Annotated in this window: 19 protein-coding genes, 1 tRNA gene and 1 pseudogene; 10 read left to right on the plus strand and 11 right to left on the minus strand. The window is 57.6% G+C overall.

The features are described from left to right. Nucleotides 1–122 precede the first annotated feature (122 nt). Nucleotides 123–1391, minus strand: a complete 1269-nt coding sequence (locus ACP5PX_RS05700) for a DUF1116 domain-containing protein (protein WP_428084852.1) — start codon at nucleotides 1389–1391, stop codon at nucleotides 123–125. An 88-nt stretch (nucleotides 1392–1479) separates the two neighbouring features. Between ACP5PX_RS05700 and ACP5PX_RS05705 the strand changes: the two genes are divergently transcribed. Continuing rightward, on the plus strand, nucleotides 1480–2199 hold the full coding sequence (locus ACP5PX_RS05705) for a molybdenum cofactor guanylyltransferase (protein WP_428084854.1): 720 nt from the start codon (nucleotides 1480–1482) through the stop codon (nucleotides 2197–2199). A gap of 48 nt (nucleotides 2200–2247) precedes the next feature. On the opposite strand, the gene ACP5PX_RS05710 is transcribed toward ACP5PX_RS05705, so the two are convergent. The 6 genes from ACP5PX_RS05710 to ACP5PX_RS05735 all read right to left on the minus strand — a co-directional run bounded on the left by ACP5PX_RS05710 (nucleotide 2248) and on the right by ACP5PX_RS05735 (nucleotide 7847). Beyond that, on the minus strand, nucleotides 2248–2835 hold the full coding sequence (locus tag ACP5PX_RS05710) for a hypothetical protein (RefSeq protein WP_428084856.1): 588 nt from the start codon (nucleotides 2833–2835) through the stop codon (nucleotides 2248–2250). A gap of 27 nt (nucleotides 2836–2862) precedes the next feature. Continuing rightward, entirely contained in the window at nucleotides 2863–3213 is a 351-nt protein-coding gene (locus ACP5PX_RS05715) for a Zn-ribbon domain-containing OB-fold protein (RefSeq protein ID WP_428084858.1), read from the minus strand. Continuing rightward, a complete protein-coding gene (locus ACP5PX_RS05720) occupies nucleotides 3207–4367 on the minus strand; it encodes a thiolase domain-containing protein (protein ID WP_428084860.1) in 1161 nt (386 codons plus the stop codon). The genes ACP5PX_RS05715 and ACP5PX_RS05720 overlap by 7 nt, the downstream gene beginning before the upstream one ends. Before the next feature lie 103 nt (nucleotides 4368–4470). Then, the gene (locus ACP5PX_RS05725; RefSeq protein ID WP_428084861.1) at nucleotides 4471–5859 is read right to left on the minus strand and encodes an amidohydrolase family protein; all 1389 of its coding nucleotides are present in this window, start codon (nucleotides 5857–5859) and stop codon (nucleotides 4471–4473) included. Between the two features lie 86 nt (nucleotides 5860–5945). Further along, nucleotides 5946–7511 (minus strand): PINc/VapC family ATPase, encoded by a 1566-nt coding sequence (locus tag ACP5PX_RS05730; RefSeq protein ID WP_428084863.1) that lies wholly within the window; start codon nucleotides 7509–7511, stop codon nucleotides 5946–5948. 240 nt (nucleotides 7512–7751) lie between these two features. Continuing rightward, nucleotides 7752–7847, minus strand: a tRNA-Gly gene (locus ACP5PX_RS05735). 251 nt (nucleotides 7848–8098) lie between these two features. Between ACP5PX_RS05735 and lsrF the strand changes: the two are divergent. Continuing rightward, nucleotides 8099–8899: pseudogene (gene lsrF, locus ACP5PX_RS05740) on the plus strand (3-hydroxy-5-phosphonooxypentane-2,4-dione thiolase); the annotation flags it as partial. Between the two features lie 109 nt (nucleotides 8900–9008). On the opposite strand, the gene ACP5PX_RS05745 reads toward lsrF, so the two are convergent. Next, nucleotides 9009–9890, minus strand: coding sequence for a cation diffusion facilitator family transporter (locus ACP5PX_RS05745; RefSeq protein WP_428084865.1), 882 nt, complete (start codon nucleotides 9888–9890; stop codon nucleotides 9009–9011). Between the two features lie 114 nt (nucleotides 9891–10004). On the opposite strand from ACP5PX_RS05745, the gene ACP5PX_RS05750 reads away from it, so the two are divergent. Both ACP5PX_RS05750 and ACP5PX_RS05755 read left to right on the plus strand, forming a co-directional pair. Continuing rightward, on the plus strand, nucleotides 10005–10898 hold the full coding sequence (locus ACP5PX_RS05750; RefSeq protein WP_428084867.1) for a rhomboid family intramembrane serine protease: 894 nt from the start codon (nucleotides 10005–10007) through the stop codon (nucleotides 10896–10898). A gap of 50 nt (nucleotides 10899–10948) precedes the next feature. Further along, complete coding sequence (locus ACP5PX_RS05755) at nucleotides 10949–11974, plus strand: zinc-dependent dehydrogenase (protein ID WP_428084869.1); 1026 nt, start codon at nucleotides 10949–10951, stop codon at nucleotides 11972–11974. On the opposite strand, the gene ACP5PX_RS05760 is transcribed toward ACP5PX_RS05755, so the two are convergent. Then, nucleotides 11955–12728: a sugar phosphate isomerase/epimerase family protein gene (locus ACP5PX_RS05760; RefSeq protein WP_428084870.1), complete on the minus strand. Its 774-nt coding sequence runs from the start codon at nucleotides 12726–12728 to the stop codon at nucleotides 11955–11957. The two genes, ACP5PX_RS05755 and ACP5PX_RS05760, sit on opposite strands and share 20 nt — an antisense overlap. Before the next feature lie 101 nt (nucleotides 12729–12829). Between ACP5PX_RS05760 and ACP5PX_RS05765 the strand changes: the two genes are divergently transcribed. The 6 genes from ACP5PX_RS05765 to purB all read left to right on the plus strand — a co-directional run bounded on the left by ACP5PX_RS05765 (nucleotide 12830) and on the right by purB (nucleotide 17233). Then, nucleotides 12830–13828: a PLP-dependent cysteine synthase family protein gene (locus tag ACP5PX_RS05765; protein WP_428084872.1), complete on the plus strand. Its 999-nt coding sequence runs from the start codon at nucleotides 12830–12832 to the stop codon at nucleotides 13826–13828. Between the two features lie 77 nt (nucleotides 13829–13905). Beyond that, entirely contained in the window at nucleotides 13906–14295 is a 390-nt protein-coding gene (locus ACP5PX_RS05770; protein ID WP_428084874.1) for a PadR family transcriptional regulator, read from the plus strand. Next, nucleotides 14279–14443 carry a hypothetical protein gene (locus tag ACP5PX_RS05775; protein ID WP_428084875.1) on the plus strand — a complete coding sequence of 55 codons (165 nt, stop codon included), beginning with the start codon at nucleotides 14279–14281 and terminating at the stop codon, nucleotides 14441–14443. Before ACP5PX_RS05770 ends, ACP5PX_RS05775 begins: the two co-directional genes overlap by 17 nt. 10 nt (nucleotides 14444–14453) lie before the next feature. Further along, nucleotides 14454–15116, plus strand: a complete 663-nt coding sequence (locus tag ACP5PX_RS05780; protein WP_428084877.1) for a B3/B4 domain-containing protein — start codon at nucleotides 14454–14456, stop codon at nucleotides 15114–15116. Continuing rightward, nucleotides 15117–15821 (plus strand): HAD family hydrolase, encoded by a 705-nt coding sequence (locus ACP5PX_RS05785; protein WP_428084879.1) that lies wholly within the window; start codon nucleotides 15117–15119, stop codon nucleotides 15819–15821. It begins immediately after the preceding gene. A gap of 56 nt (nucleotides 15822–15877) precedes the next feature. Further along, nucleotides 15878–17233 (plus strand): adenylosuccinate lyase, encoded by a 1356-nt coding sequence (gene purB, locus ACP5PX_RS05790; RefSeq protein WP_428084881.1) that lies wholly within the window; start codon nucleotides 15878–15880, stop codon nucleotides 17231–17233. On the opposite strand, the gene ACP5PX_RS05795 is transcribed toward purB, so the two are convergent. Next, complete coding sequence (locus ACP5PX_RS05795) at nucleotides 17224–19623, minus strand: AAA family ATPase (protein ID WP_428084883.1); 2400 nt, start codon at nucleotides 19621–19623, stop codon at nucleotides 17224–17226. The genes purB and ACP5PX_RS05795 overlap by 10 nt on opposite strands. Beyond that, on the minus strand, nucleotides 19601–20674 hold a 1074-nt coding region (locus ACP5PX_RS05800; RefSeq protein WP_428084885.1), incomplete at its 5' end, for a metallophosphoesterase family protein. The genes ACP5PX_RS05795 and ACP5PX_RS05800, both read right to left, overlap by 23 nt.

A 20674-nucleotide genomic window follows, 5' to 3' on the forward strand; every position in this document is an offset into this window, starting at 1 on the left:
GAGCGTCGGTCGATGAGATCCTTTCAAGAATTGACCCGATGAGCCAAACCGGAGCTTGCGCAGGAGATTTCGCGTTTTGATTTGTGCAACAATGCACAAAATCGCGCGTTTATTTTCGTCATTCAAACGATTTTAATTCCGTATCTGTTTTCAAATTCCGCCTGTGCCTTCTTGAAAAGTTCCATCGGAAGTCTGATTATTCCGGCGCCGACCTGACCTATCCCTGGATCCTTGTGTGCCATGCCGGTGTTAATCACGGGCAGGATTCCCGTCCTTAGCACCTTCCTGATGTCGATGCCGAGAGGTGTTCCTCGATATCCCAGATTGGCGATTTTGAAGTACTTGTGCTCAGTCACCGTTATTTTATACATCTCCAGAGTTGTCTTAATCCCAAGGTCCGGCTCCCCGCCGATGAAACTGACTATTGCCGGTGCGGCCGCCATGGCAAAGCCGCCGATTCCCGCTGGCTCCGAATAATAGGAGTCGCCCAGCACCGGTGCGTCGTCCCCCTCCTTGAAGCCCGGGAAATACTTCCCCCTAGCGTGGACGGAGGGTGCCGTAATCCATCTGTCACCGATGCCGCTGACCCTCATGCCGAAGTTGACGCCGTTGGTACAAAGCCCGGTAACCACGGTGCTGTATTCGATGTTGTTGGCCGCGTCAAGCGATGATTTGCTTGAAGGAATGGAGAGGTTCAGGAAAAAGTGGGGATTGCCTCGGATGAAGTCGACGACCTCGGCGACCTGGTTCCTGTCCAGATTGGAGCGAAGAAGCCGGGGCAGGATTTCGCTGAGGAAGAGTAGGGAAACGGTTTTGTTTCTGTTATGACACTCGTCCCCGCGGTGCAGCGAGGCCTCAATCAACTCCTTGAGGTCAATCTCGCCCTCACTCAGCACCACCTTCAGGGCGGGCATCAGGGTCTTCTCAATCCAGTGCAACCGGGCAATCACCTGGGCGTCGTTAGCGCCGAACCTCAACGCCTTGCCCAACCCCTCGTTGACGTTGCAGTAGGCGAAGTTGCCGTAGGTCTTGTTCCTGACCACGAAGGCGGGCATCGACGGCGTCACTATCCCAGCCATCGGGGCCGCCGCGTCGTGGTTGGCGGTTGAATCAAACTTTATCTCGCCCCTTTTAATCAGCTCAACCGCTTCCGCCTCTGACCTCGCCCAGCCCTCGTAAATCATGGCCCCGATAACGGCACCCTTCATGGGACCAACCATTTCATCCCAGCCCCGGGAAAGCGGGGGGCCGCTGTGCAGGACCATGCGCTCCTCCATCCGCGGGATCACATTTATGGCGTGATCAATGTCGATCAGAACTGGGTGAGACTCCATAATTCTTTCCACGCATTGCCAATTGGCCTCATCTATCTTTTTCTCAATGTCTGCCAAATCTTCCCCTCCAATTGAGTTCCTATTACCCTAAGAGGTGCTCTTTAAAAGATTTTTGATTAAATTTTAATCGACCGAATCTTCCGCAATGCCTGCGACGGCCAGTTCGACGGTTAAGCTCATAAAGAAATCGTCCGAATATCAAGAGATCTGCATGCAGGCTCAACCGGCGGCGGGGAGCAGCCCGACTTCTGGGGGAAAAATTGCCCTCCTAATTCTAGCCGGTGGTGACAGCAAGAGGATGGGCTGCTGCAAGGCCTTCTATCCGGTCTCGGGCCAGCCCATGATCAAGCTCGTCTTCGATAGAATCAAGGAACTTTCAAACGAGACGATAATTTCCTGCAAAAAATATTGGGCGGATTTCGCTAAGATGTTTCCGGAGGCCAAGGTAATAGCCGACAGGAGCTTGGAGGAGGGCCCGATAATCGGCCTGCTTTCCGCGCTGCCCGAGGTTGTCTCTGATTACGTCGCCGTCCTTGCCTGCGATTGTCCCTGGACAAATCCGGATGTCATTACTTTTCTATACGGCCGCGCCAAAGGACACGACGGGGCCATGCTCAGATGGCCCAACGGTTTTATAGAGCCGTTACAGGCGGTCTACCGGACCAAAAAATTGCTCGCCGCTGCAACGGCCGCAAAAAAAGAGGGAAAAAACAGGCTGGGTGAGGTTGTCAATTTTCTAGATGATATCGTCTACGTGGCCCCGGAGGAGCTAACAAAATTCGACCCGGACCTCATCTCCTTTACCAACATCAATTCTCCCGAAGATCTGCAAAAGCACGGGGAAATCTTAAGAAAAGGAAAATGAAAGGAGGCGGACCTGTGGCGGCCCGCCAGATCCAAGGGGCGAGGAGATTTAAATTCTCTCGCCGACCAGCTTGCCCGCCTTTATCCTGTCCCACTGCTGCTTCGTCATCGTCTGTAACATCGTGCCAAAGTGGCTCTTCTTGTCCGGGTGTGGTGTGAAACCGTAGGCCTGGAACAGCTTGCGCCCACCAATCAAGCTCTCGGCGCTGGCCTCCACGACATCGACGCCCAGCACATCGAAGTACATCTCGAGCTTGCAGGGCCAGAGATAGGCACCGATTTGCAGCCCCCGCCTCAGCGTGGTCGTGTGCAGGCTGCAGCCGGTCTTGGGATCCCTCAGGGCGCCGTTGGAAACACCGACCACCTCTCCGTCGACTCTGCCGATGAGGTTGAAATGGCTCTCGGCCGGCAGCCCCCACATGGGCCTGTTCTCGCGCCAGAGATAGAACTCGGTGATCATCTCCGCGGTCACGAGGTCAAACCACTCCTTGTGGACTTTGAGGTTTGGAATCAGGGCATCGCAGACTTCCTCGATCTCGCTCTTCTCCATGCTCTTGACAATCATCTCGTCACCGTTGGGCAGGATGATCCTCCGCGGTGGGTAGGGCTTCATCACTTTGCTCCAGTCGTACTCCATTCTCTTACCTCCATTTTTACTTGATTCTCAGTTTACAGGTTCAAACCTGAACCCATAAATATCTTTGTCGTTCAATTTTCTAATTTTTCCCCAGACCGGTCTCAGCGACATACCTATCGCAGGATTGTCGGTGGCCAGCTGACCGAGCACCCTGACGCCGCCGAAGTCGACGATTCCCAGCGTCAGCGGTGGCAGCGCCTCAATTCCCTGAGGCAGGGCATAGAGCTTGGTGTAGGTCACCAGCTTCCCCACCTGGGGCAGCTCGACCTCGTCAAACTCCATTCCCTTACAGGTGGGGCATCGGTCGTGCTTCGGATTCATTATCCGGCCGCAGGACCGGCATTTGTATCCCACGAACTTTGGCTCCGTCATCACCATCCCCTCTCAAAGATGTGTATCACGGTGTTGTTGCCGAAGCCGCCGAAGTTGCACGACAGGGCTCGCTTCGGGTCCCTGACCTGTCTCTCGCCGGCCTCTCCACGCAGCTGCCAGACCAGCTCGACCGCCTGGGCCACTCCGGTGGCACCGACAGGATGGCCGCGCGCCTTCAGACCACCGGAAGGATTAATCGGCAGTTCGCCGTTGAGTGAGGTTATCCCCTTCTCCACCGCCAGATGTCCTTTGCCCTTCTCAAAAAAGCCGATGTCCTCGCTCTCCGCTATCTCCAGAATCTCAAAGGCATCGTGCAGTTCGACGACATCGATATCATCGGGTGTCATCCCAGCCATACTGAACGCTTTCTGGGCGGCTATCTTCACCGACTTCAGCACTGTCGGGTCCTCCCGTTCCTGCAGGGCCTGGACATCGGTGGCCTGACCGACCCCGGCTATCCTCACCGGCTTGTCGGTGTACTTCTTGGCCTTCTCCAGCGGGCACAGCACTAGGGACGCGGCGCCATCGCTGATCGGGCAGACGTAGTAAAGACGCAGCGGGTCGGCGATGACCCCAGAGCTCATCGCTCCCTCGATGGTGCAGGCCCTCTGGATGTGGGCGTAGGGATTTTTGAGGCCGTTGGCGTGGTTCTTCACCGCCACCATCGCTAGGTGTCTCTCCGTCAGCCCGTACCGTTCCATGTAAAGCCGGGTGAGCATTCCTCCCATCGCGGGGAGGGTCACTCCATGGATGTACTCGGCCGTCGGGTGGGTCATGGTCGCCACGAGGTCGGTGATGATGTCGGTGTCGGCTGTGGTCATCTTCTCCCCGCCGGCGACCAGAACTAAGTCGTAACATCCTGAGGCCACCGCCAGAAAGGCGTTTTTGAGCGCGGAGCCTCCGGATGCCGGCCCGTTCTCGATTCTGTCGGCGGCGGCGGGAACCAGGGCAATTCTGTCCGCCAAGGAGCTGGCCACCGCGGTCTGGTGTGAGGTTTCTCCGGCCATCATGTTTGACACATAGAGGGCATCGAATTCCTCTTTTTCCACGTTGGCATGTTTTATCGCGCGCAACGAGGCTTCGGCCAGAATATCCATTAAATCTCCGGGTGACCGGCCGAACTTAGTCATCCCGGCTCCGATAATGGCAACATCCCTCATATTTTTCAGCTCCATAGAACTTAGCACTTGGCCATTAAATACCTAATTTTACGATTCAACCAACTGGTTTTTTACCAACAGAATTTTTCCATGGGTCGAATTTTCAGATCTCGGGCCAGTGCCACTCGATTTCGTACCTCGCCCTCTCCCTGACCTCCTCAGCCCGCCTTCTCGCCTCCTCGATAACCTTAGCCTCGTCCATTGTCTTTACGACCCTGTTCTCCATGATTATCCTCCCGTTGACGATGACGGTGTCGACGTCACCGCCGAGGACGCGGGATGGGATGTCGTGGACAGGGTTTAGCATCGGCGCCAACGAAGGTCGGTTAAGGTCTATCAGTATCAGGTCCGCCTTCTTACCCTTCTCAATCGATCCCGTCTCCTTGTCCCACATCAGAGACCGGGCACCATTTATCGTGGCCATCTCAATCAACTTTTCCGGATAGAGGATGGTCAGGTCCCGCCTCGGAACCCGGTTCTGGAGCACCTTTTCCAGCTTCATGGCTAGAAAGATGTCGTTGGTCTCGTGTCCGCCGTCGCAGCCCAAAGCAACATTGATGCCCATTTGCAACATATCCTGCACCCGGGTGTCAAACCCAGTTCCAGGACAGTGCACGACGTTTGTCTTAGTCTCCATCAGGATCTTGTAGTCAATCCCGGTGAGATACAAACAGTGATTGAAGCTAACGTTCGGACCAACCCATCCCACCGACTTCATGAACTCAACCGGTGACATGCCATAGGTGTTCCAGATGAAACCAGTATCGAGCTCACCCAGCTCGGCTAGATGAAAGGTGATGCCGACCTTGTACTGTTTCACCAGCCGGGCGATCTCTCGGTATGTTTCTAGGGAAAGGGCGCCCACGCTTCTCGGGCCAAACCAGACTTGAATTCTGCCCTCAGCCTTGCCATGCCACTCCTTTATCGCCCGGATCGTGTCTCGAATGCACTCATCCTTATCCTCAATCAGGCCCTTGTCGATCACGTTCTTGCAGGAACCGTAGTCGGGGAATTCCATGACGGATTTGCCCAGCACCCCCCTGATGCCCGAGTCACGCACCACCTCAGCAAGGCCGTCGATCTTGTATCTCAAATTTATTCCCCAATCACAGAACCCGATGACCCCGGCCTTGATGTACTCCAGACAGTTCAGCGCCATCGAGGCCTTGGCGTCCTCAGGCGTGTAAACCCCCTGCAGGCGCAGCGTCGGCCCCAGCAGAAAGGCGCCGCGCTGTCGCCGCGGCAGCACGAAGGCCATGCCGCGAATCATGTTCTGGTAGGAATGCGCGTGGCAGTCGAACAAACCCGGCATTACTATCTTATTTCTGGCATCGATGATCTCGGCCCTTGGATACTTGCGCTTGAGTTCCGAAGACTTACCCACTTCGACTATTTCCGTGCCTTCGATGGCCACGGCTCCGTCACGGATGACCCGCCGCTTGGAATCTACCGTTATCACATATCTGGCGTCTTTGATGAGAAGGCTCACCATTGTCTTTAACTGAACTTATGTTTTTAAAAAGATTTACATTGTCTTGACTGCTTTGACCAAGATGGTCTTCGCTAGCGAACTATGGCCTAAGTTTCTTCAGACTCCCGGCTACGAACTTCAATTCTAACGCCGAGCTTGCGCTCCAGCCGGGCCACGGTGCGCCCGCCCCTGCCGATGATCCTAGCGATGTCTTCCTCGTCGGCAATCACCGCCGCGGTGTCGTCGGATAGCATCTTCACCTCGACGTCACCCCTCACCAGCCTTCTGATCTCCGCCCGGATCATCTCGGCCTTCATCCTTGCGTCCCGGGAGGTCTCCCGCCTCACCGGCATCACCACCACCTCTTCACCGAAGGAATAAATCTGGTACACCGGTTCCCCCGTCTCGAAGTCGGTGACCTCAACCATGGGGCGGGCGAGGTCAGCCTCCGTCATGCCGTGTGGCACCCCGACCCTCGTGCTCAGCGAATACACCTCCCTGATCTGGCCCTCTTTGATGAAAATTACTGTGTCGGCGATCATGGGGATCATCCCCAGCTCCACCCGGCCGATCAGCCTCTGCACGGCGTCGATGGCCCTGGTGGAGTGCACCACGCCCACCATTCCCACCCCCGCTAGCCGCATGTCGGCGAAGATCTGAAAATCAGAAGTCTTGCGCAGCTCGTCGTAAATCGTGTAATCCGGCCTCACCAAGAGCAGGATGTCGGCGGTTTTGGTCATGTCTCCCTCCAACGCTGTGTACTGGGTTATCTCGTCGGCCACCTGGAGGTCGCGGGGGGATTCCATCGTCTTGACTATCTTACCCTGAGCGCGATAGAACTCGGCCAGAGCCTGGGCGAAGGTGGTCTTTCCGGCCCCGGGTGGTCCGGCGATCAACACCCCTTCGGCCCGTTCCCGCAGTCTCTTTTTGAGCTTCTCGGAGAGGTGATAGTCGTCCAGAGTCACCTTGACGATGGGGCGCACGGCGGTGATCTCTAGGCCGTCGCTGAATGGGGGCCGGGCAATGGCGATCCGGTATTCGTGAAACTGGATCACTGTCGCTCCGGCACGTTCAATCTCGACCAGCCCCTCCGGATCCTGTCTGGCCCGCTCGATGATTTCATGCGCCATCTCCCGCAGCTGGGATTCAGTCAGCGGGTTTTCATCGAGCACTTCCAGCCGGAGGTTGTCGGGCCGCCCTATCTTGGCCATCGGCCGCACCTTTTCCTTGAGGTGTACTGACATCACCCCGGGTTTAAAGTATTCCAGCAGCCTGGGCATCTTTTCTGCGGGCACGGGCTGGAGGAGCCAGACCTCCAGACCTTCCACCCGACCAACCTCAGCCATCACCTCATCGCTGGTCATCAACACCGCGCCCTGAACTCGGGCCACTTCTCGAACGCTGGCGTTGGTAGCTGCAGCGGCCTCTTCGCCTGCCGGTCTCTCACCAACTAACTCCAGTTTGATTCTACCCTCCTCGGAGAACTGCTTGAGCCGTCTCAGCTCGGCCAGTCCGCTGAAGCCCGAGTCCTTGCCTAGCCTAGCTTCAGATTCAAGCTTGGCGACTACCTGGTTGGGAACCAGAATTCGGCATCCCTGAAGATCTCCTTTTCTAATCAGGCGGGTGAGGTGGGCGTCCATCAGGGCGCTCGCATCGGGAACGTAACTTTTCATAAAATCAAACTAACTTAGTTCCCAAACGGTTAAAACGTATCTTTTATTTTCCAAACTTCAATTTAAAACTAAAATTTGAAAAAAGAAACTGGCTTCAACCGTGGCAAACGGTGTTGGACGTCGGTGCTCTAATTTCACTGGAAGCGGGCTGCAATGTCAATCAGCTGACTGCATTGCCGCTACCAATAAACTTCGGCGGCATTATTTTGGCCCATCGCCATAAGTGTCGGGAATAATGAGTGGTGCGGCCGCCGGGATTTGAACCCGGGCTACAGGCTTGGAGGGCCTGAGTCCTTTTGGCAGCGGTAAGCTTAGACCAGTCTAGACCACGGCCGCATCAATATGGAATTTAACTGCGGCTTAATTAAGTTTCTACTGGCTGAACAGGCTGATGATCACAGCTATCGCCGATGACAGTATGAAGAGCAGGATAACTAACAGAGAAAGAATTCTTTTAACTCTGTCGCTCATGAACAAACCTCATTAGATAAAATCAATCCAGATATATAAACCCCTGTCCTGCCTTTCGAAATCCCGAGCCGCGGGAAAAGGTTATTTAATCACGGGCGGAAAATAAAGGCGGTGGTTTTGTGGACTGGGGAATGAAGAACCGGCTCTCCCAGCTCATCCAGCGCGACGGCCGGGCCATGTTTTTACCCATCGACCATGGCTACTTCCAAGGACCGACCACCAAGCTCGAGGAACCGGGCAAAACCATTGGACCACTTATTCCTTATGTGGACGCCATCATGCTCACCCGCGGCATCCTGAGGTCCTGCATCGACCCCGCCATCCAGAAGCCGATTATCTTAAGGGTCTCAGGTGGTACCAGCATGGCCCGGAAGGAAGAGCTCGACCAAGAGGGCATCACGACCTCGGTGAGGGAGGCGATACGGCTCAACGCCTGCGCGGTTTCCATGTCGATCTTCGTCGGCAGCGAGCACGAGCACCAGTCCCTGCTCAACTTGGCCAACCTCGTCAACGAGTGTGAGGACTACGGGATACCGACGATGGCCGTCACCGCCGTGGGCACCGAGCTGGGCAAGCGCGACGCCAGATACCTCGCCCTAGCCTGCAGGATCGCCGCCGAGCTGGGCGCGCGAGTGGTCAAGACCTATTACTGCGAGGAGGGTTTTGAGAAAGTAGTGAAGGGCTGTCCAGTGCCGATTGTCATAGCCGGCGGACCTAAGGTGGATTCCGAGCTTGAGGTTTTCAGCTGGGTGTACGATGCGCTACAGAAGGGGGCCGTTGGCGTCAACTTGGGGAGAAACATCTGGCAGCACGATTATCCCGTGGCTATGGCCAAGGCGATACGGGCAATCATCCACGAAAACGCGACGCCCAAAGAAGCCCAAGAGATCTTCATCGAGGCCAAGGGTGAATCTTAAACATCCTCATCAACTGCCCGAAATTTTACTGTCTTATTTAATCTGGACTGGCTCTACACGCTGCTGAACTACATCCTAAGCTCAACCCGAAAAACGATCGTTAAAGCAATCAACGCCGCCCCTTTGCTGGCTCGACCTCAATCGTTAACCGCTTCAGGGCCGGCACCTGCTTCCTCACCAGCCTTTCGACCCTTTCTGCTATCTCGTTGGCCCTTTCTAACGAGAGCCTTCCGTCTACCCTGATCTGCATCTCACCCATGATGTAGGGCCCCGACTTTCGCAGCAAAACCTCGCGGACCTCCCTGACGCCGGGCACACCTTTCGCAATCCTCTCTATGCTGCTTCGGACATCGGTGCAGGTGCAGACATCGAGCAGCGTCAAGGAGGACTCCCTTATCGCGGCGTAGGACATGACCAAGGTCAGCGCTGCCATGATCATCCCGGCAATCGCGTCCGCGTGGTACACCCCGAGGTAGGAAAGGGCTAGGCTGACGAAGACGATTGAGGCCGCCATCCCCGAGGTCACCGAGGCGAGCGCGTCGGTCTTCAGGGAAAGCGAGTTTATCTCCCTGCCCGTCTTACCTTTGTAAACCGCCAACAGAAAGAAGGCCGCTGAGGACACGGCGGAGAGAACCAAGGTAATAGTAGGATATCCCAGCTCCTTCGGAGAGAAAAATTCCAGGAAGGAAACGTAAAAGATCCAGATTCCAATCAGGGAGAGGATTATCGCCCCGAGCATCGAGACCAGTGTCTCCACCTTGTAATAACCGTATTGAAATCTCTCGTCGGGTGGTTTCCTCATTATTCTCAATCCAATCAGGACTACAACAGAACCAAGCGCGTCACCAAGGGTGTCCACGCCGCTGCCCTTGAGGGCCACGCTGCCGGAGATAAATCCGACTATAATCATGAGACTGCCGAGGGTGACGAGGGTGATGACGGATATCTTGGTAACCCGTTCGCCCTTCGCGATGAGATCTGCTTCGTCCATACCCTATCCCCTGCTACTAAAGTAATTTTAGAAAATAAATTATTCCCAGAGGTCATCAAGCAGAAAAGGATAAATTGCCGCGGATGCTCGGCTCTTTGAGCTGCGGGTGAAAGAATGGCCGTTTGCGATAAATGCGGGAAAGAGGTGGCCCTGCCCTTCCGGTGTAGCTACTGCGGCGGAGACTATTGCGCCGAACATCGGCTTCCGGAAAACCACGGTTGCCAGGGTAAGGAAATCGTCACCTTAAAGGAGGCCCCGCAACCGATCGAGGCGGAAAAGGCTCCGGAGCCGCAACCGTATCAGTTCCGCTACGATTTTTACACCTTGAAGCCGCCGGAGAAAAGGCGCCGCGGATTTCCCCGCCCTGCCGCCAGCCTGATTTTGTTGGTCCTGATCGTGTCAGTCTTTATCGTCCAGCTCGCCGCCCAGTTCCTGCTAGGATCGGCCTACTACCGCCCGGGAGATCACGGCTCCTTTCTCTATTTTCTAGCAACGTCCGGCGCCACGGTATTTGCCCGGCCCTGGACGCTAGTCACCTCCATCTTCGTCCACGGAGGGTTCCTGCATCTCTTTTTCAACTGCCTCGTCCTGCTCTCGTTTGGCCCGATTTTGGAGACTAGGATAGGAAGCAAGAGGTTCCTCTTCCTGTTCTTCGTCTCGGGAATCCTAGCCGCGCTAGGGCAGCTATTCTTCACGGCCCCCGAAGCCATGCTGCTGGGCGCCAGCGGTGCCATCCTCGGCGTGCTGGGAACACTAACGGTGCTGGCGCCGCGCCTGCCCGTCCTGCTCTTCTTCATCATTCCGCTGCGGCTCTGGATGGCCACCCTGGGCCTCGGGATCCTCTCCGTCCTCCTCGTCGTCTTCGAGGTCGGCGGCTCGATTGCCAACGTGGCCCATCTGGTCGGGCTCGTAGTCGGGGTGATCTACGGCTACCAGTTAAAGAGAGAGGAAAGGAGAACTCAGGAGATGTTTTTCAGGAGATTCCTGGGGCAGATACTAGCATCGTAAGCCGCGGCAAAGGTATTTTCTTAACATCGGTTAGTTTCATTGGGGTCCACATGCGCGTGGCGAAATACTACAATAACAACGACGTTCGGGTGGAGGAGATACCGAGACCACAGATTGGTCCCGGTGAAATTCTGGTCAAGGTGATGGCCTCAGGAATCTGCGGCAGCGACGTGCTCGAATGGTACCGCCTCAAAACCGCCCCCCGAGTGCTAGGTCACGAGGCAACTGGTGAGATTGTCGAGGTCGGTGAAGGAGTCAGTCGCTACCGGGTGGGGGACAGGGTCTTCGTCTCCCACCATGTGCCCTGCGGAACCTGCCGCTACTGCCGCCGCGGTCACGAGACGGCCTGCGAGACTCTGCACACCACCAACTACGATCCCGGGGGATTTGCCGAGTTCATCCGCGTCCCCAAGCTGAACGTGGAGAAAGGGGTTTACCTTCTGCCTGAAGGGATGTCATTTGAAGAGGGCACATTTATCGAACCCGTCGCCTGCGTGGTCCGAGCGCAGCGGCTGGCCAAGGTCGGGAAAGGTGACACCGTGCTCATCCTCGGCAGCGGGCTCTCCGGTCTGCTCCATCTCCAGCTCGCCCGGTTAAAGGGGGCGGAAAGGATATTCACCACCGACATCAGCGACTATCGATTGCGGGCAGCGAAAAAGTTCGGTGCGGACGCTGCTATCAACGCAAGTGAAGACGTTGAGGAAAGGTTGCGCCGGCTTAACGACGGCAGACGGGCCGATAAGGTTATCGTGTGCACGGGGGCGGCCTCGGCGAGCAGGCAGGCGATGAAGTGTGTGGACCGGGGAGGAACAATTCTCTTCTTCGCGGTGCCGGAACCAAGCTTTGAAATCCAGGTTCCCCTAGCTGACTTCTGGCGCGATGAGATAATCATAATGACCTCCTACGGTGCGGCTCCCCGAGACCTTGAGGAATCGCTGGAGCTACTGTCACGTAAGCTTCTCAGGGTTGAGGAGATGATCACACACCGGCTGCCGCTCGTGGAGACGGGGTTGGGTTTCAGGCTCGTTGCCGAGGCGAGGGATTCGCTCAAAGTGATCATCGAGCCGCAGCGATGAGCCTTAGGACGAAACCACAGGTAAAATCAAATTCCGCTTTCGGGTTGGCTCCCGGCTTATATTCGAGGCAGAGCAGCCCTTTAAACTTTCGCGCCACCGCCTCCATCACCCCGGAAAAATCCAATCTCCCCATCCCGGGCGGTCTGGAGTCGGTGTCGCGGAGCTGCAGCTCGGAGATTTCATCAAGGTATTCTATGACTACCTCGCGGACATCGTCACCACTGTCGTGGATGTGCATCGTGTCCGCCATCAAGCGGACGTGCTCTTGGCCGAGCTCGGAGACGAAGCTGTGGACTTCCGAGACCCGGGGCAAAAACGAGGTCCGGTTTCTGCCCAGCGGCTCGACAGACACCGTGATGCCCAGCTCCTCCGCCTGCCAACCGAAGTCCCGGAAAATCTCTAGCGCTAGTCGGTAAGGATCCTTGGCGGCCGGGTCCCCGAAGACGAGCGTGGTCACCACATTCTCGGCACCCAGCGCCGCCGCCCACTCCATCGTCTCCTCCACGTGGCGTGTTGCGGCTCTCCGTTCTCCAAGGTCATCGCTGAGCAGCCTCAACGAGTGCAGCCGGTTCGCTTGAACGGATAGAATTGGGATATTAAAGTTGGATACTGTGGTCAGAATCGGCTCTAAGCGGCGGTCCCCGTCGTTCACCAGTTCCAGCCACATCCTCCGGGATTCAAGCAGCCCCAGCTTCTCCTCAAGAGTCCTGCCCGGAACCGCAAACTCAGTACAGCCCAAAGACGGTACCCTCAAGAGTGACCCAGTGAAAGTTGACCTAGTACCAATTAAGGTTAATAGATAAAAACAACCTCACGAATATATATAATGGTGTTATAACTGGCGGAGGGGAAGCAATGCTGGTAAACGATATCTTGGACCTAATCGGAAACACGCCTCTGGTGCCTGTGAAACGGCTTAACCCCAACTCCAACGTCGAGCTCTACCTCAAGCTGGAAAAGTTCAATCCCGGAGGCTCGGTTAAGGACCGGATTGCCAAATATATGATCGAACAGGCGGAGAAGACCGGTCAGCTCACCAGGGACAAGACCGTCATCGAGCCCACCAGCGGCAACACTGGCATCGGTCTGGCGCTGGTATGCCGGGCCAAGGGCTACAACCTCGTCCTAGTAATGCCCGAGACCATGACGTTGGAAAGGCGGCAGATGCTGGTCTCCCTAGGCGCGAAAATTGTGCTGAGCGAGGAGGCCAAGGGCATGGACGGGGCGGAGGACCTAGCGCAGGAAATCGTCAGCAAAAATCCGGAAAAGTATTACATGCCCAACCAGTTCGCCAACCCAGCCAACGTGCTGGCCCACTACGAGACCACCGCGGAGGAGATCTGGCGGGATACCAACGGCCGGATCACGCACTTCGTTGCCGGCATCGGGACCAGCGGCACGCTGATGGGAGTCTCCAAAAGGCTGCGGGAATACAACCCAGAGGTAAAAATAATCGCGGTTCAGCCGGAGCCCCACACGACGATACCTGGCCTGAAGAACCTACAGACGCAGCATGTCCCGGCCATCTGGAGAAAGGAGTACGTGGACGAAATCTACACGGTGAACCCGCAGGAGGCCGAGGAATCCGCCCGTTTGCTCTTCCTGCAGGAGGGGCTCTTCGTCGGCCCCAGCTCGGGAGCCATCTTCCACATCGCCAGGAGAAAGGCAGAGGAAATTGAAAAGGGAGTCATGGTGGCGATGGCCCCTGACGGCGGGGAAAGATATTTCTCCACGAGGCTCTGCGACCCCGTCCTCTGCGTCGAATGCGTGAAGAAGTACGGCATCAGGTGCTCCTATGCCGACGGTGCACCGATAGTCAGAATCCCGCCCGGGCAGGGAATCATCTCCCCATGAAACAGGTCAAAATCCGGCATGTGTCGGCAGACTGCATATTTTTATACGAGGCCAGGGCAGATGGGGATGAGATTCAAATGCCGGGCGGGAATCAGGTGTGGCGGGAGGACTTCGGAAGAGAGATGAGGCGGGGGTTGCTAAGCATCCCGCTGCTCTGGATCCTCAGGGAGAACGGTGCACCTATGTATGGCTATGAAATCATCCAGACTATTGCCAAAACGACCGGCGGGTGGGTTCCCGAGGCAGGGACGATTTATCCTCTCCTCCGGCGCCTCGAGAGTAAGGGTCTCGTGAAGGGCGAGTGGAGCACCATAGCGAACGTGCCCCGCCGACGTTATTACTGGACTACCTCAAGAGGAAAGGAGGCCGAAAAAAGAATAGTCCCAGAATGGAAAAGGCACTCCAGCGGTTTCCGAGAGTTTGTTCAGGAGCTGCTTGGGGGTCGATCAGATGCGCGACAGTTATGAGATCAAGATCGAGCGGCTGACGAATTTTGGAGGCATCTTCGCGGTCAACGATGCCAGCACTAGATTAAAGAATGGGAAAATCTTCGGTCTCTTCGGCCCCAGCGGCGATGGTCCTCATCGGAGGATATTTATTAAGACTTCTGCTTGAGTGATGGTACATGAGGATTAGCATCCAGCCGCCGCTTCTCCAGCGCTTTCCGGGGCTGCAGGTCTTGCTCCGGAGCCTCACTGACCTACGGGTGGAGAAGGAAAGCGGACCGTTGGAGCGGTTCAAGGAAAAAATCACCGCAGAAATTAAAGAAAAGTACCGGCTGGAGACGGTCAAGGACGAGCCCATCTTCAGGGCTTACCGTGACTTCTTCTGGCGCGCCGGGATAGACCCGACCAAGATCAGGCCGGCCGCTGAGGCGCTGATCCGGAGAATTCTTTCCGGGAAGCCGCTGCCCAAAATCAACACGCTGGTTGACTCCTATAACTTGGCTTCAATCCAAACCGGGATCGCGCTCGGGGCCTTCAACGCAGCGAAGCTCCAGGGCGATCTCACGCTGAGGCCGGCAGAAAAAGGGGAAAAATTTCTGGGTATCGGCATGGCTCAACCACTAGTGCTGGAGGGCGCGGAGCTGGTGGTGTGCGACGAGGAAAAGCTGATCGCAGTTTACCCATACCGGGATGCTGAGGAGACCAAGGTCACGCTGGAGACCAAAGAACTCTGCCTGCTCGTCTGCGGCGCTCCGGGAATTGAGGAGACGGTGTTGAAGCGGGCGGGAGACATCGCGGTGGAATACATCACGAGGTTCTGCGGTGGTGCTGAGGTGAAGTAAATGCAGGGAATCAAGGCGGTGCTGTTTGACCTCGATGAAACGCTCATCGATGATTTTCCTGGCCTGGAGAGATGTCACCGCGCGGTGGCCCAGAGACTTAGAAATTATCTCCAAGAGCAGAGCATCGAGGTGAACGAGGAGGAGCTCTTCAGGCTGATCACTAAGCTGGACGACAAGATGAACTTTGAAAGAAAGTACATTCGCGACGACTGGTGGCCGATGCTCTTGGAAAAAATGGGGCTGAAAATCAAGCTGCCACGAGAGCTTCCGGAGGAGCTGACCCGAATCTACTGGAAGACCTTCGCCGAAAACAGCCGGCCCTACCCCGATGCCGAACCGACGCTGGACTACCTCCGGAGCCGCGGTTATAAGCTCGGGATAGTAACCGACACCGACGGCACCAGGGGCATCAAGGAAATGAGGCTGAGGCAATTCGACTTCATAAAGAAATTTGACGTTGTGGTCATCAGCGGAGAGGACACACCCCAGACCAAGCCCCACCCGGAGCCCTTCCTGCTCGCCGCCCGGAGGCTTGGCGTCAAGCCGGAGGAGTGCGTCTTCGTGGGTGACAAGCCGTTCACCGACATCGACGGTGGCAGGGCCGCGGGCATGAGGACCATCCTCGTAAAGCGGAGGGATTGGGGCGTGGAGGAGCGGGCGGACTTCGTCATCAGAAACCTAGCCGAGCTCCGCGAGCTGCTGTGAAATCACAAAACAAAGCATTTTATCCTCTGCCGACCCTCATCGATTAGGGAGGAAAGGTGCCCGTTCATCCTATCGAGTGGAGATACGGCAGCCCAGAGATGCGGTCGATTTTTGACGTCGAGTCGAGCCTGCAGCGGATGTTGGATGTAGAAGCCGCCCTCGCCAAGGCCTTAGCCGGCGTCGGCTTGGTGCCAAAGAAAGACGCGAAAAAGATAGCCAGCTGCGCCTCGATTAAAAAGGTAAAGATCGAACGGGTGAGAAAGCTCGAGCAGGAGTTCCAGCACGAGACGATGGCGGTGGCCATGGCCCTCGCAGAGGTCTCGGGAAAGTCCGGTCGTTATGCACACTTCGGGGCCACCAGCAACGATATCTTGGATACAGCGATGGCGCTGCAGATCCGGGACGGCCTAGGCATCATCGAGCGCCAGCTCCGCAACCTGCTGGTGATACTCCTCCACCGGGCTTTGGAACACCGGAACACCATCATGGTGGGCCGAACCCACGGCCAGCATGCCCTGCCCACGACGCTGGGGTTAAAGCTCGCCATCTGGGCCTCGGAAATCGGCAGGCACCTCGAGCGACTGGAGCAGCTCAAGCCTCGAGTCCTCGTCGGGAAGATGAGCGGGGCGGTGGGCACTGGGGCCGCCTGGGGAGAACACGCGGAAAAGGTCCAGCGCCTGGTCATGCAGGAGCTGAAGCTATCTCCCGCCACGGCGACCAACCAGATAGTCCAGCGCGACCGCTTAGCCGAGCTCATCCTGTTCTTTGGACTGCTGGCTTCAACGCTGGACAAGATGGCCCGGGAAGTCAGGAACCTCCAGCGAACGGAGATCGGCGAGGTCGCGGAGCCCTTCGCAGTGCAGCAGGTGGGCAGCAGCACCATGCCGCACAAACGCAACCCAATCCGTTGCGAGAAAATCTGTGGCCTAGCGAGAATTCTCCGCGGCCACGCCCACGCCGCGATGGAGAATGTGGTGCTGGAGCACGAGCGGGACCTGACCAACTCCTCCTGCGAGCGCGTGCTGCTCCCGGAGTCCTTCCTCATCATGGACGAGATGCTCAACACCGCAATCTTCGTCTTCAGCAAACTGAACGTGTTTCCGGAGCAGATGAAGAGGAACTTGGAGATGACCAAGGGGCTGAACATGGCGGAGGCAGTAATGATCGAGCTGACCCGGAGGGGGATGAACCGCCACGAGGCTCACGCCATAATGAGGCGTTGTAGCGCCGTGGCCATCGCCAACGACCAGCCGCTGATCGAGGTGCTCTCCCGCGAGCCGGCGGTTACCAAGTTCATCCCGAAGGAGGAACTCGGGGAACTGCTCGACTACCGCAGATATCTCGGCAGGGCAGCGGCGATTGTGGAAAAAGTAGTCAAAGACCTCGAACCACACACCCGGGCTCAGTCGTAAAGCTCCGGAACGGTCACCTGCTCCACCTTGGTGGGCTCATCTTCACGCTTGTTCCGGGTGAACCGGTAAAGGTAACCGCTCACTGCGTTCTCCAGCCTCTCCTCGTGGGTTATCAGCAGGATCTGGCGGACGAACTCGGGAAGGCGGTCCCTCAGGACCTTGGCCAGCTCCTGAATGCCCTCGGAGTCCAGGTTGTGGGTGGGCTCGTCGAAGACAATCCAGCTCAGCTTCGGCGCCAGCACCATCGAGAAGGCGATCCTCAGCGCTAGGGCGGCATCAGTCCTTTCCCCGCCGCTGGCAATCCCGTCCACGGGAATCCAGTTTCCCGACCGGTCCCTTAGCTGGAGCACATAGTCACCACGCTCCCCGTTCTCCACGCCGAGCCGGATGCCGACGAAGTCGCCGTAGGGGTAAATGCTGTCCCAGAGGTCGTTCATCACTAGATTGACGCCCTCGATGAACATCTTCCTCATCAAGGTCTGGGTCCGGGCCAGCGCGGTCTGGATCGTGCTCATCGCCTGGGCGGCTTCCCGGAGCCGCCTAGCCTCGGCCTCGTACCATTTTATCAGCTTCAGCTTCTCCCGCACCGTTTCCACCAGCCTTCTCTTCTCCGCCATCAGCTGCTCCTTGCCCCGGAGTTCCGCCTGCAGCCCCTCTAGCAGCCCCACGAGCTGTTCCACCCGCCTGCGGACGGCCTCGGCCTTTGCCTCGTCGTAGGACTTTCCAAGCTCATCAAGCTTCCGCTGCACCCGGAAGAGCTCGTCGCGTCGAGAACGGTAGTCAAGAACCTGAGAATCCAGGTCAATGCGGTTCTGAAGGGTCTGCTTCAGCAGGGACAGCCGCCGGTTCAGGTCGTCAACTTCACCCCTGACCCGCTCAATCTCTCCGGCCAAGGTTTTCCTCCTCAGCTCCAGCTCGGGTGCAGCGGTCTCAAGCTCTGAAATCTTCCTCAGCGCCTCAGCGTATTCCTGCTCCAGGCTGGGCAGCGGCTCCACCTCCTTCTCCAACAGCAGTAGGTTCTGATGTAAGTCGCGTGCCCGGCGCAACTTCTCCTGGAGTTCCCGGGATTGGGCCTCGAACTCCCGGCATTTTCTTTCCAGCTCCTCCTGCTCTCTACGGCGCTGTCCCAGCAGCTCTTCCTTTCTCCTCTCCGTAAGTGGGGCCTCGCAGACCGGGCAGACGGCGCCGGCGCCGGCGAGCTCCTCCAGCGCGGCGCTCAGGTCCTGGATTCTGGCGCGGCAGCCGGCCAGAGCCTCCTCGGCCCGCCTGAGCTCATCCTGGATCCTCTCCACCGGGCTGGCGGCCACTAGTGGCCTCAGCTCCTCAAGCTTGGCCCGCGCCATTCGCCGGCGTTCGATTTCCCTGTGGAGCTTCTCAGCGGCCTCGCGGGTCATGGCCTTCTTGGCCTCAAGACCACGCAACTGCGAGCTGACCTCGGTGAAGCCTGAAAGCACCGAGTTAAGGCTGGCGGCTCTAGCGGCCAGGGCAGACTCAACCTCGCTCACCTCGGCCCTAATTTTCTCCACAGGCTGCTCGGTGTAATGTCCGAGCCTCTGCCGCAGCTCGTCGATGCTCCTCTTCAGAGTTTCCGCCGCGCTCTCCAGCGCCCGCTTGGACTGCTCCAAACGCCGGAGCTCCTGCTCGAGGGCTCGGAACTGCTGGTCCTGCACCCGCAGTGATTCCAGCTCCGTGCGCAGTTGCCCCAGCCGGGCCTGGAGCTCCCGCTGCGACGAATCGAGATCAGAAAGCTCCTGGAGATATCGGGGCAGGGCAGAAATAGCTGGGTCCTGCCGGAGGCTCTTCACCGACACCTCCCTCTCCTCGGCGCGCTCGTTGATCCGGTTGACCATGGAGCCCAAGCTCTTCCGCGCCTTCTCGAGCTTGTTTATTCCCAGCAGCTCGTCGATGCTCTCCATCCTTCGGCCCCGGGGCAGGGTGAGGAAATAGTCCAAGCGGTTCTGCTCCGAGTATATCGCCCGCTCAAAGAGATCGTAATCCAAATCTAGGACTGACCCGACAGCCTCGGTAACGCGAGAGGAGTTTGGACCTTCGATGAGTTCTCCGCTGGCCTTTCTCAGCTCCGCCAGCGTGGTGCCGGCCCCACGCTCGATCACCCGCCTGACCGAGTACTCCTCGCCCGCGGGGCTCAGGAAATGCACCTCGACCTCGGCCCGGTCCAGCGGCTTTGGTCTGCTGTTGATCAGGTCCTCGAGCTTGATGCGACGGGACTGAATCGCAGGCAGGGTTCCAAAAAGTGCGTAGGTAATCCCGTCCATCACTGAGGATTTCCCCGATCCCATGATGCCGACGAGGACGTTGGTCCCGTCGCCAAAGACGAGCTCCGTCTCGCGGTGGGATTTCCAGTTCTTAAGCCTGACGAACGTGATCATCCTTCTCTTCCCCCACGTCGGTGTTCACCAAGCTTTCCACGACCCGGTAGACGCTCTGGAGCGCTTCCTCCACTCTGTCCGCGACGAGCAGGCTGTAGAGGGACCTGACGTCGAACATCCTCACGTGGGCGGCATCGCGGAGGCTGTCCTCGAGTAAGCGCATGGCGGTCTCATCCATCGACAGCCGCTGCTCCCTGAGCTCACGCAGCAGCTGCACCTTCTCCCCGATGTCGGGCACCTGCAGGTCGGCCTTGCCGATGACGACGATGGCCCGGTCGGCAAATTCCTCTGCAATCAGCCTGTCGTCGAACTCGCTCCGGGAGACCTCCTTGGCCAGCGTCCCCATCAACCGCAACCGAATCAGCGGCTGCTTGCGGCTGTTTTTCCTGGGCCGCTGCAGGAGCTCGTTCAGCTTGGACCGGACGGCATTGTCGATCTCAGAAATCGTGGCACCGTCAAACCTCATCTCCACATAATGGAAGTCACGCTGCGTCTTCAGCTCGATGAACTCGAGGCTAAGGCTCTCCCCGATGTCCACCAGGTAGAATCCCTTGGGCACGTCCGCCTCCACCTTGATCAGCTGCGTGCGCTCGGTGCTGCCGGGGAAGATGAGCGGCCTGCCGTGGGCCAAGGCCTCGCTGCGGTAGTGGATGTGGCCACAGAGATAAAGGTCAAAGCCGGGAGGAAGGTCGGAAACGTCGAGCGTCGGCGCCTCCTCCCCGGAATACACGTACTGCCCAATCGACTGGTGGAGAGCTAGGATGTTGAAGGCGCCTGCCACGGGCCTCGGGTTCCACATCTTGAGCACCTTGACGGCGTACTGTTCCGGGACATTGCTCATGCCGTGGATGGTCACCAACCGGCCGCCCTCCTCGAAGACGAGCGAGTTGTGGTGCAGGTGGATTAAAAGCCCCGCGGCCTCAAGCGCCTCGACGGGGTTGGTCAGTCCCTTGGTCCTCCGCTCGTGGTTGCCATGCAGGGCCAGCACCGGGATCCCGCGCATGGCCACGGGTGAAATTTCCCCCATGTCCTTGTCGATGGTCCTCACCAG

The sequence above is a fragment of the Hadarchaeum sp. (SeqCode) genome (assembly GCF_049969415.1).
Taxonomy (GTDB): domain Archaea; phylum Hadarchaeota; class Hadarchaeia; order Hadarchaeales; family Hadarchaeaceae; genus Hadarchaeum.